Below are 11677 nucleotides of genomic sequence, written 5' to 3' on the forward strand. Positions count from 1 at the left end.
TTTTTCGACTTCTTTTGCGGGAATATCGGTAAACACAATCGCGATCGCGAAATTAATCCGCAACAATTCAATGGCTTCATTTTTTTGGATGTCGCCTCGCAAAGCATATCAGAAGGCACAGATCGCGTAGTGAAAGCACTTGCATTGCCTCATAGCTCTTTTACCATTAGTCATTAATACGCCGTTTGTTACACAGGACTCCATTATGGCTTTTACACCTTTTCCTCCCCGTCAGCCTACGGCTTCTGCCCGTTTACCACTGACGCTGATGACGCTTGATGACTGGGCGCTTGCCACCATTACTGGCGCGGACAGCGAAAAATATATGCAGGGTCAGGTGACAGCAGACGTCAGCCAGATGTCAGAAGACCAGCATTTGCTCGCCGCGCATTGCGACGCCAAAGGTAAAATGTGGAGCAATTTACGTCTGTTCCGCGACGGCGATGGCTTTGCGTGGATTGAACGCCGCAGCGTGCGTGATTCGCAGCTGACTGAACTGAAAAAATATGCGGTGTTTTCTAAAGTGACCATCGTGCCGGACGATGAACGTGTGCTGCTCGGTGTTGCCGGTTTTCAGGCACGCGCCGCGCTGGAAAATCTCTTCAGCGAAATGCCTTCGAAGGAAAAACAGGTAGTTAGAGAAGGTGCGACCACACTGCTATGGTTTGAACATCCGGCAGAACGTTTTCTGATCGTAACCGATGAAGCTACCGCTAATACTTTGACCGATAAACTGCGCGGTGAAGCGGAACTGAACAATAGCCAACAGTGGCTGGCATTAAACATTGAAGCGGGTTTCCCTGTTATTGACGCTGCTAACAGTGGGCAGTTTATCCCGCAGGCGACTAACCTTCAGGCGCTGGGCGGTATCAGCTTTAAGAAAGGCTGCTATACCGGGCAAGAGATGGTGGCACGAGCTAAGTTCCGCGGAGCCAACAAACGCGCGCTCTGGTTGCTGGCGGGTAGCGCCAGCCGTTTGCCGGCAGCTGGTGAAGACTTAGAGCTGAAAATGGGCGAAAACTGGCGTCGTACCGGTACGGTGCTGGCTGCGGTAAAACTGGAAGATGGTCAGGTAGTGGTTCAGGTCGTCATGAATAACGATATGGAACCGGACAGCATCTTCCGCGTTCGTGATGATGCGAATACATTGCGTATCGAGCCGCTGCCGTATTCGCTGGAAGAGTAAATCGCTGTATCGCTTCGGGCATCTATTGCCTGATGCGACGCTGGCGCGTCTTATCAGGCATGGGATTTGGTGCCTTTTTCACAAATGGGAAGCGGCCCGTAGGCCGGATAAGGCGTTCACACCACATCCGGCAGTTGCGCTCCGATGCCTGATGCGACGCTGGCGCGTCTTTTCAGGCCTGGGATTTGGTGCCTTTTTCACAAGTGGGAAGCGGCCCGTAGGCCGGATAAGGCGTTCACGCCGCATCCGGCAGTTGCGCTCCGATGCCTGATGCGACGCTGGTGCGTCTTTTCATGCCGACAAAGACACAGCCATTACGGCTGTCCAATATACAAATAGATCGCCAGGAAATGGCACACACTGCCGCCGAGCACAAAGCCGTGCCAGATGGCGTGGTTGTAGGGGATGCGTTTGCAGACGTAGAAAATCACCCCAAGCGAGTAAACCACACCGCCTACTGCCAGTAAGGTAACGCTGCCCGCCGCGAGTTTAACTGCCATTTCATAAATCACCACCAGTGACAGCCAACCCATCGCCAGATAAGTCACCAGAGATAAAATTTTGAATCGGTGCGCGATGGTCAGTTTGAACAGAATCCCCAGCAATGCCAGGCTCCAGATAACAATCATCAACCCGCGCGCTAACGGAGAATCCAGCCCCACCAGCAAAAACGGCGTGTAGGTTCCGGCAATCAACAGGTAAATGGCGCAATGGTCAAATTTCTTCAGCCACATTTTTGCCCGTTGATGGGGAATGGCGTGATAGAGCGTCGAAGCGAGAAACAGCAGGATCATACTGCCGCCATAAAGGCTGTAACTGGTTATCGCCGTGGCGCTGGCATTAAGATCCACCGCCTGAACCAGTAGCAATACCAACCCGACGATACCAAACACCAGCCCGATGCCGTGACTGATGCTGTTGGCAATTTCCTCTGCCAGCGAATATCCCTGCTTAATGAGAGGCTTCTGAACCATAACTTACTCCGGAGAAACGTACACGCACGTGAACACTTCTCCAGCGTAACTGAGAATAGTTCCAGTGAACACCTGTTAGCTAAAATAAATTCTGATTTGAGAGTAATCTCCGAAAAATCATGAAATTAAATGTTAAATTTCAACTAACAGGCGTGAGTTCAACTTAAAGGCATTTAAATTCAATTACATAAAACTGTGTCTGACCAGGATAGATGTCGGCAATGACTTTTTTCAGTTCAGGCAGGGTCATATTTTCCTGTTGTGCATGTTTTTCTGTGAGAGTATCCAGCGTTACGGTTGAAGTTGCGGTAACTTCAATGGTGCAAAAATAGCCGTCATCTTCAAAGCGCCCGACGCGGAGCACATCGCCCGGTTTATAGTGCGATTCAGACTCGTCGCGAATAGTGATGGTTTTACGCCCAGCCAGAATGTCATCCTGGAAACGTTGAAAAAAAGTGATGTCGTTTGGCTGCATGGTACTATTTCCTGTAAGAATTGACTCATTTGGAGCTTATGATAGTGAAAAAACTCACCTTACCGAAAGATTTCTTATGGGGTGGCGCAGTTGCCGCTCATCAGGTCGAAGGCGGTTGGAACAAAGGCGGCAAAGGGCCGAGTATTTGTGACGTACTGACCAGTGGCGCACACGGCGTGCCGCGCGAAATCACCAAAGAAGTTTTGCCCGGCAAATACTATCCGAACCATGAAGCCGTTGATTTTTATGGCCACTACAAAGAAGACATTAAGCTGTTTGCTGAAATGGGCTTCAAATGTTTTCGTACTTCCATCGCCTGGACGCGCATTTTTCCAAAAGGCGATGAAACACAGCCAAACGAAGAAGGGCTGAAGTTCTACGATGATATGTTCGATGAGCTGCTAAAATACAACATCGAACCGGTGATCACCCTCTCCCACTTTGAAATGCCACTGCATCTGGTGCAGCAATACGGTAGCTGGACCAACCGTAAAGTGGTTGATTTCTTTGTGCGTTTCGCGGAAGTGGTATTTGAACGCTATAAGCATAAAGTCAAATACTGGATGACCTTCAACGAAATTAACAACCAGCGTAACTGGCGTGCGCCGCTGTTCGGTTACTGCTGCTCCGGCGTGGTGTATACCGAGCATGAAAACCCGGAAGAGACGATGTATCAGGTGCTGCATCATCAGTTTGTCGCCAGCGCCCTGGCGGTGAAAGCCGCGCATCGCATCAACCCGGAGATGAAAGTCGGTTGTATGCTGGCGATGGTGCCGCTCTATCCTTACTCCTGTAACCCGGACGATGTGATGTTCGCTCAGGAGTCGATGCGCGAGCGCTACGTCTTTACCGATGTGCAGCTGCGTGGCTATTACCCGTCCTATGTATTGAACGAGTGGGAGCGTCGCGGATTTAACATCAAAATGGAAGATGGCGATTTTGAAGTGCTACGCGAAGGCACCTGCGATTATCTTGGCTTCAGTTATTACATGACCAACGCGGTGAAGGCCGAAGGCGGCACCGGCGATGCGATCTCTGGTTTTGAAGGCAGTGTACCGAACCCATTTGTTAAAGCGTCGGACTGGGGATGGCAGATTGATCCGGTGGGTCTGCGCTATGCACTATGCGAATTGTATGAGCGTTATCAGAAGCCGCTGTTTATTGTCGAAAACGGTTTTGGCGCTTACGACAAAGTGGAAGAAGACGGCAGCATCAACGACGACTACCGTATTGATTACCTGCGCGCCCATATCGAAGAGATGAAAAAAGCGGTGACTTACGATGGCGTGGATCTGATGGGCTACACACCGTGGGGCTGCATCGACTGCGTGTCATTCACTACCGGGCAGTACAGCAAACGCTACGGCTTTATCTATGTGAATAAACATGACGACGGTACTGGCGATATGTCGCGTTCACGTAAGAAGAGCTTTGACTGGTACAAAGAAGTGATTGCCAGCAACGGCGAGAAACTGTAATTCCCGCATGTTACCCGCCAGCAGGCGGGTAACATTCTGCACCTGATTTACCAGGTCTTACCGATTTTAAATTCCCAGCGAACATCTTCCATCTTAGCTGGCGACTTCGCTTCCTGCATTACCGGAAAGAAAGCCCCGGCACCAAACCATAACTTCAGTGAATCAACGGCAACGTTAAATGACGGGCCAACAACCCATTCGGTAGTACCTGAGTGGTTATTAATGGTGCTGCCATTAGGCAATTTTTTTGTACCTGAAGCGTTATTGCTGTAGGCACTTTCCAGACCAATATCCAGCGGTAAATCACTGAACATATAACGCACCTGGGTATTCCATTGAAATTCACTGCCGCGCTTCACATCCTGGTTTCCACGCTCAAATGGCCCTTGATAAACAAAATCCATATCTCCTTTAATATTGGGCGTGAATGATTTTGTTAAAGAGAGTGATACCCGCCCTCCCCAGGCGCTGTTCCCAGGCAAATGATTATCTCCATCTTGCCCGGTGGGTAGTAATAACGCCCCACCTACCGTAACCCAAAACGGATCCCCTCTTCGCTGGCTCATTAAAGCATAAGTTGCCCCCACCGATTGGTCGCCCATTCCCTCTATATGTTCAGGAGACAGATTGTCTCGTTTGTTATTGATATAAGAGCCCACAGTTGATAATTCCAGTCTGTCGGTCAGACCATAACGAATCTTCAATAACCATATTTGGGAGTAAACATCCGGACTCCCGTGTCCCTCGATTTGATGGTCTTTATCACGGAATGAGCTATTCACGGCGGTTAATAGCATTCCTTCTGGCAATACTGAACCTCCAGAAATAGCGGTATTAACTGGCGCACCTAACAGATTGCTGGGCCTGTTTTCTCCTTCAACTGCCACTGCATTCATTGATAAAAAGCATGATATTAATGGTAGAAATATAAATCGTTTCATCATTCCCTCCAGGTATGAAAAACAAAGCGTTAAATTAAGAATCATTCTTGTTATTTATATTTGTTTTGCTTTTATTATTTAGGCAAATAACTTAATGGAGTTAATATACGGAAAGTTTTTCAATTATATTGAGAGCTAAATAACGATTCCGGAGAGAAACTATTTGTAATTACATGTAAACATAGTGTGTTGTTTTTATTAAATAACGACACGATAAAAATAATTCTCGATAAATAATTAGCAAGAAGCGCAATAAAAACAGGAAAATTAAATTTAGGCTAACAGACTAATGAGAAACGAAAAGTTGCCTAATGAGTTGCGATTACCAGGCTTGTTTTTACTGCAATATATTTAATTTTAAAATGCTGTGGGGCGGGTAAGACACTCACGTCGCATCCGGCATAAACAAAGCACGAAAAGGCGCCGAAGCGCCTTTAGAAGATAGTCGAATCAGTGAATTACTGGTATTCGCTAATCGGTACGCAGGAGCAGAACAGGTTACGGTCGCCGTAAACATCATCCAGACGTTTCACCGTCGGCCAGTATTTGTCTGCCACGCCTGCCGGGAATACTGCAACTTCACGGCTGTACGGATGCGCCCACTCGGCGACCAGTTCGCTCTGAATGTGCGGAGCGTTCACCAGCGGGTTATCTTCCAGCGGCCAGACACCGGCTTTCACCTGGTCAATCTCCGCACGAATTGCCAGCATCGCGTCGATAAAGCGATCCAGTTCCACTTTGCTTTCAGATTCAGTCGGTTCAACCATCAGCGTACCCGCCACCGGGAACGACATCGTCGGCGCGTGGAAACCGTAGTCGATCAGGCGCTTGGCAATATCCAGCTCGCTGATGCCGGTTTCTTCTTTCAGCGGGCGAATATCGAGAATACATTCGTGCGCCACGCGACCGTCGCGACCGGTATACAGCACCGGGAAGGCATCCTGCAGGCGGCTGGCAATATAGTTGGCGTTAAGAATTGCCACCTGGCTTGCTTTTTTCAGCCCTTCTGCGCCCATCATGCGGATGTACATCCAGCTGATTGGCAGAATGGATGCGCTACCGAACGGTGCCGCAGAAACCGCGCCCTGACGGGTTAACATGCCTTCGATTTGTACCACGCTATGGCCCGGCACAAACGGCGCCAGATGCGCTTTCACGCCGATCGGTCCCATACCCGGACCACCACCGCCGTGCGGAATGCAGAAAGTTTTATGCAGGTTGAGGTGCGAAACATCCGCGCCAATAAAGCCCGGCGAGGTGATGCCAACCTGGGCGTTCATGTTCGCGCCATCAAGGTAAACCTGACCGCCGAACTGATGCACGACTTCACACACCTCACGGATCGTTTCTTCGTACACGCCGTGGGTGGAAGGATAGGTCACCATGATACAGGAGAGGTTATCGCCCGCCTGTTCCGCTTTCGCGCGCAGATCAGTCAGATCGATGTTGCCGTTTTTATCACACGCCACAACTACCACCTGCATTCCTGCCATATGTGCAGAAGCAGGGTTAGTTCCGTGCGCAGAAGCCGGGATCAGGCAGATATCGCGATGCCCTTCGTTGCGGCTTTCATGATAATGACGAATCGCCAGCAGGCCCGCGTATTCGCCCTGTGCACCAGAGTTCGGCTGCATACAAACGGTGTCGTAACCGGTCAATTTCACCAGCCAGTCAGCCAGCTGCGCGATCATCTGCTGATAACCTTCGGCCTGTTCCGGCGGGCAGAACGGGTGCAGTTCGGCAAATTCCGGCCAGGTGATCGGGATCATCTCGGCGGCGGCGTTCAGTTTCATGGTACAGGAACCCAGCGGAATCATCGCCTGATTCAGCGCCAGATCTTTACGCTCCAGCGAGTGCATATAGCGCATCATTTCGGTTTCGCTGTGGTAGCGATTAAACACCGGATGGGTGAGGATTTCGTCATCACGCAGCATCGCAGGTTGAATAGAGCGACTGTCGTGAGCCACGTCTTTGTCCAGCGTGTCGATCTCAAGCCCGTGGTTATCGCCCAACAGCACGCTGAAAAGCTGCATCACGTTTTCGCGCGTGGTGGTTTCATCAAGGGTGATCCCAACCGCGTTCAGAATATCGCTACGCAGGTTGATTTCAGCCGCTTCGGCACGCGCCAGTACGCCCGCTTTGTCGGTCACTTCCACACACAAAGTGTCGAAATAGTGCGCATGGCGCAGCTTCAGACCTTTTTGTTGCAGGCCCGCCGCCAGGATATCGGTCAGGCGGTGGATGCGGTTAGCGATACGTTTCAGGCCAACCGGACCATGATAAACAGCATACAGGCTGGCGATGTTTGCCAGCAGTACCTGGGAAGTACAAATGTTGGAGTTCGCTTTCTCACGGCGAATATGTTGCTCGCGAGTCTGCATCGCCATGCGCAGAGCGGTATTGCCAGCTGCATCTTTCGATACACCGATAATGCGACCCGGCATTGAGCGTTTGTATTCATCTTTCGCCGCAAAGAATGCTGCGTGCGGGCCACCGTAGCCCATCGGTACGCCAAAGCGTTGCGCCGAACCAAAAACAATATCCGCGCCCTGTTTACCCGGCGCGGTTAACAGCACCAGCGCCATAATATCGGCGGCGACGCTGACCACAATTTTGCGTGATTTCAGTTCGCTGATAAGCGCTGTGTAGTCGTGAATTTCACCAGTAGTGCCGACCTGCTGTAACAGCACGCCGAACACATCCTGATGCTCGAGCACTTTTTGCGCGTCATCGACAATCACTTCAAAACCAAAGGTTTCGGCACGAGTACGTACCACATCCAGCGTTTGCGGATGAACGTCAGAAGCAACAAAGAAGCGGTTGGCATTTTTCAGTTTGCTGACGCGTTTCGCCATCGCCATTGCTTCGGCGGCAGCGGTGGCCTCGTCCAGAAGAGAAGCCGAAGCCATATCCAGCCCGGTTAAATCCAGCGTTACCTGCTGGAAGTTGAGCAGTGCTTCGAGGCGGCCCTGGGAGACTTCAGGTTGATACGGAGTATACGCGGTATACCAGCCCGGATTTTCCAGCATGTTACGCAGAATAACCGGCGGCAACTGCACGGCGGTGTAACCCATGCCAATGTAAGACGTGAAGCGTTTATTGCGACTGGCAATAGCCTTGAGTTCAGCCAGCGCGGCGTATTCGGTCGCCGGTGCGCCAACCTGCGGCGGGGTCGCAAGCTGAATATCTTTCGGCACAATCTGGCCGGTCAGCGCGTTTAACGATTGTGCGCCAACGGCATTCAGCATTTCTTGCTGTTGCGCGGCGTCCGGTCCGATATGGCGTTCAATAAAAGCGCCGCTGTTTTCAAGCTGGCTTAACGTCTGTGTCATGAGTGATGGTTCCTGAAACGTGCAGTGAATTGTGAACCTCTCTCCTTGCGAAGAGAGTGAGGGTGAGGCGTAAATTTTCCTCACCCTGATCCTCTCCCGCAGAAGAGGATTAAAGCCGTTACTCGTCTTCTAACAATGCTTCGTATGCGGTCGCATCCAGCAGTGATTCCAGTTCGCTTTCATCACTGGCTTTGATTTTAAAGATCCAGCCGCCTGCATACGGTTCGCTGTTCACCAGTTCCGGGGAATCGCTCAGTGCGTCGTTTACCGCCACAATTTCACCGCTTACTGGCGCATAAATGTCTGACGCTGCTTTTACTGATTCGGCAACCGCGCAGTCATCACCCGCGCTAACCGTTGCGCCGACTTCCGGCAGGTCAACAAACACCATATCGCCTAACAGCTCCTGAGCGTGTTCGGTGATGCCAACGGTGTAAGTGCCGTCGGCTTCTTTACGCAGCCATTCGTGTTCTTTGCTGTATTTCAGTTCTGCTGGTACGTTGCTCATCAATCAATCTCCAAAAAAGTAAATCACGCGACGGCTTTGCCGTTACGCACAAAAACAGGTTTCGTCACTTTTACCGGCATTTCACGGTTGCGAATTTGCACAATCGCTGTTTCGCCAATGCCCTCCGGCACACGCGCCAGCGCAATGCTGTAGCCCAGCGTCGGGGAAAAAGTACCGCTGGTGATAATGCCTTCTTGCTGGTTGCCCTGTGCGTCGGTAAAACGTACCGGCAGTTCATTACGCAGCACGCCTTTTTCGGTCATCACCAGGCCAACTAATTTTTCTGTGCCATGTTCACGCTGCACTTCCAGGGCTTCACGACCGATAAAGTCACGATCTGACGGTTCCCAGGCGATAGTCCAGCCCATGTTGGCGGCTAAAGGAGAGATGGTTTCGTCCATCTCCTGACCATAAAGATTCATACCCGCTTCCAGACGCAGCGTGTCACGCGCGCCCAGGCCACATGGCTTAACGCCCGCTTCCACCAGCGCGCGCCAGAAATCGGCCGCTTTTTCATTGGGCAGCGCAATTTCGTAGCCCGCTTCACCGGTGTAACCGGTGGTGGCAATAAACAGATCGCCCGCCTGCACGCCAAAGAACGGTTTCATCCCTTCCACCGCCTGACGCTGGGCGTCATTAAACAGTGTGGCAGCTTTTGCCTGAGCATTCGGCCCTTGTACGGCAATCATGGAAAGGTCATCACGAACGGTAATTTCGATGCCGAAAGGTTCAGCGTGTTGGGTAATCCAGGAGAGGTCTTTTTCGCGGGTGGCGGAGTTAACAACGAGGCGGAAGAAATCTTCAGTAAAGTAGTAGACGATGAGGTCATCTATCACACCGCCAGAGGCATTCAACATCCCCGAGTAAAGGGCTTTGCCGCTTTTGGTGAGCTTCGCCACATCGTTCGCCAGCAGATAACGCAGAAACTCCCGGGTGCGGCTGCCGCGGAGATCGACGATGGTCATATGCGACACATCAAACATTCCGGCATCGGTACGTACCGCATGATGTTCGTCGATTTGCGAACCGTAATGCAGCGGCATCATCCAGCCGTGGAAATCCACCATGCGAGCGCCGCAAAGCGTGTGTTGTTCGTACAAAGGAGTCTGTTGTGCCATCTTGTCCTCATTGAATAAGCGGGGCTGACAACTTTTCGTGGTGAAATTGTCACCACGAAACCCAGCACTGGAGCCACTCCCGGTCCCCAACGCAATCGTTCTCTTTTCCCTGAACTTACCACCGAAACAGACGGTTAACCATAAGGAAAAATTGATCATCACATTAGCTTATGGTTAAAAATCTCAAAAATGACAACAGGACAAAAAACCAAATAACGCGATACACGCAAACAAACATAACGAGTTAATAAAACAGTTTTGAATAAAGCGATATTAAGAACTAAAAAATTGTCAAAAATCGCTAAATCAAAAATTCACGGCATTAGAAAATATAATGCGAAATTACGGGTGAAATTAGTTTATTTCAAATGAGGAAAATCTCCCGGCGAAAAACCGGGAGATGAAAGTGTGATGGGTATCAAATAAACAAAAGAGGAGAAATTTTTAACGCAGCCATTCAGGCAAATCGTTTAATCCCATTGCCTGACGAATAAGTTGCGGTTTAACGCCAGGAAGCGTATCGGCCAGTTTCAGACCAATATCACGCAGCAGTTTTTTCGCTGGATTAGCTCCAGAAAACAGATCGCGGAATCCTTGCATACCTGCCAGCATCAGTGCCGCGCTGTGCTTGCGGCTACGCTCATAGCGACGCAGGTAAATGTACTGCCCGATGTCTTTACCCTGACGATGCAGTCGTTTCAGTTCAGCAATCAGCTCTGCAGCATCCATAAAGCCGAGATTTACCCCCTGCCCCGCCAGCGGGTGGATGGTATGCGCGGCGTCGCCCACCAGCGCCAGACGGTGCGCGGCAAACTGGCGCGCATAACGCCCCGTCAGCGGGAACACCTGACGCTCGCTCTCAACCTTGCATAAGCCCAGTCGATTATCAAAAGCGATATTTAACGCGCGATTAAATTCGTCTTCCCCTGCCTGCTGCATCCGCTGCGCTTCCTCTGGCGACAGTGACCAGACAATCGAGCAAAGATGCGGATCGCTAAGCGGTAAAAAGGCCAGAATGCCTTCGCCATGGAAAACCTGGCGCGCCACCGCATCATGCGGTTCTTCCGTGCGAATGGTCGCCACCAGCGCGTGATGCTGATAATCCCAGAAAGTCAGCGGGATATCGGCTTTGTTGCGCAACCAGGAATTAGCGCCGTCCGCACCAATTACCAGACGCGCCGTTAACATGCTGCCATCTTTCAGCGTCAGGAAGGTTTCGTTTTCCCCCCAGGCGACCTGTTGTAATTCTGCGGGGGCCAGCAGGGTGATATCTGACGACTGCAGCGCTTTGTTCCACAGCGCGTAGTGAATCACTGAGTTTTCAACGATATGCCCAAGATGGCTATAACCCATGCTTTGATCGTCAAACGAGATGTGACCAAAACTGTCTTTATCCCACACTTCCATACCGTGATAACAGCTGGCTCTGCGAGAGAGGATGTCCTGCCAGACGCCAAGACGGGTGAGTAATTTTTCGCTGGCGGCATTGATAGCCGAAACGCGCAGTTGTGGTGGTGCATCCGCCGCCAGAGGTTCCGGTATGCGCTGCTCCAGTACGGCAACGCGTAAGCCGCTCCCCTGTAAGCCGCAGGCAACCGCCAGCCCCACCATGCCGCCGCCAACAATGGCTACATCAACACTTTGCATTGTTTATTCCTTAAAACC

At 51.1% G+C, this 11677-nt stretch carries 9 protein-coding genes; 2 read left to right on the plus strand and 7 right to left on the minus strand.

Annotated features, from left to right (window positions below; all coding sequences use genetic code 11):
- The first annotated feature begins 205 nt into the window (after nt 1-205).
- Complete coding sequence (gene ygfZ / locus FEK66_RS14070; RefSeq protein ID WP_130207830.1) at nt 206-1186, plus strand: tRNA-modifying protein YgfZ; 981 nt, start codon at nt 206-208, stop codon at nt 1184-1186.
- 314 nt (nt 1187-1500) lie between these two features.
- On the opposite strand, the gene FEK66_RS14075 is transcribed toward ygfZ, so the two are convergent.
- A complete protein-coding gene (locus FEK66_RS14075) occupies nt 1501-2160 on the minus strand; it encodes a hemolysin III family protein (protein WP_130217956.1) in 660 nt (219 codons plus the stop codon).
- A 163-nt stretch (nt 2161-2323) separates the two neighbouring features.
- The gene (gene yqfB, locus FEK66_RS14080) at nt 2324-2635 is read right to left on the minus strand and encodes a N(4)-acetylcytidine aminohydrolase (protein WP_135490304.1); all 312 of its coding nucleotides are present in this window, start codon (nt 2633-2635) and stop codon (nt 2324-2326) included.
- Between the two features lie 44 nt (nt 2636-2679).
- Between yqfB and bglA the strand changes: the two genes are divergently transcribed.
- Complete coding sequence (gene bglA / locus FEK66_RS14085) at nt 2680-4113, plus strand: 6-phospho-beta-glucosidase BglA (protein WP_138211484.1); 1434 nt, start codon at nt 2680-2682, stop codon at nt 4111-4113.
- Between the two features lie 47 nt (nt 4114-4160).
- Here the strand turns inward: bglA and FEK66_RS14090 are convergent, their stop codons facing one another.
- The 5 genes from FEK66_RS14090 to ubiI all read right to left on the minus strand — a co-directional run bounded on the left by FEK66_RS14090 (nt 4161) and on the right by ubiI (nt 11659).
- Complete coding sequence (locus tag FEK66_RS14090) at nt 4161-5054, minus strand: transporter (RefSeq protein WP_135405620.1); 894 nt, start codon at nt 5052-5054, stop codon at nt 4161-4163.
- Nucleotides 5055-5512: 458 nt separating this feature from the next.
- Complete coding sequence (gcvP, locus tag FEK66_RS14100; RefSeq protein ID WP_131161978.1) at nt 5513-8386, minus strand: aminomethyl-transferring glycine dehydrogenase; 2874 nt, start codon at nt 8384-8386, stop codon at nt 5513-5515.
- A gap of 118 nt (nt 8387-8504) precedes the next feature.
- Nucleotides 8505-8894, minus strand: coding sequence for a glycine cleavage system protein GcvH (gene gcvH / locus FEK66_RS14105; RefSeq protein WP_001295377.1), 390 nt, complete (start codon nt 8892-8894; stop codon nt 8505-8507).
- A 23-nt stretch (nt 8895-8917) separates the two neighbouring features.
- Nucleotides 8918-10012, minus strand: coding sequence for a glycine cleavage system aminomethyltransferase GcvT (gcvT, locus tag FEK66_RS14110; protein WP_135495030.1), 1095 nt, complete (start codon nt 10010-10012; stop codon nt 8918-8920).
- A 444-nt stretch (nt 10013-10456) separates the two neighbouring features.
- A complete protein-coding gene (gene ubiI, locus FEK66_RS14120) occupies nt 10457-11659 on the minus strand; it encodes an FAD-dependent 2-octaprenylphenol hydroxylase (protein WP_135492965.1) in 1203 nt (400 codons plus the stop codon).
- Nucleotides 11660-11677 lie beyond the last annotated feature (18 nt).

The sequence above is a fragment of the Escherichia sp. E1130 genome (genome assembly GCF_005781065.1).
In the GTDB taxonomy this organism is placed as follows: domain Bacteria; phylum Pseudomonadota; class Gammaproteobacteria; order Enterobacterales; family Enterobacteriaceae; genus Escherichia.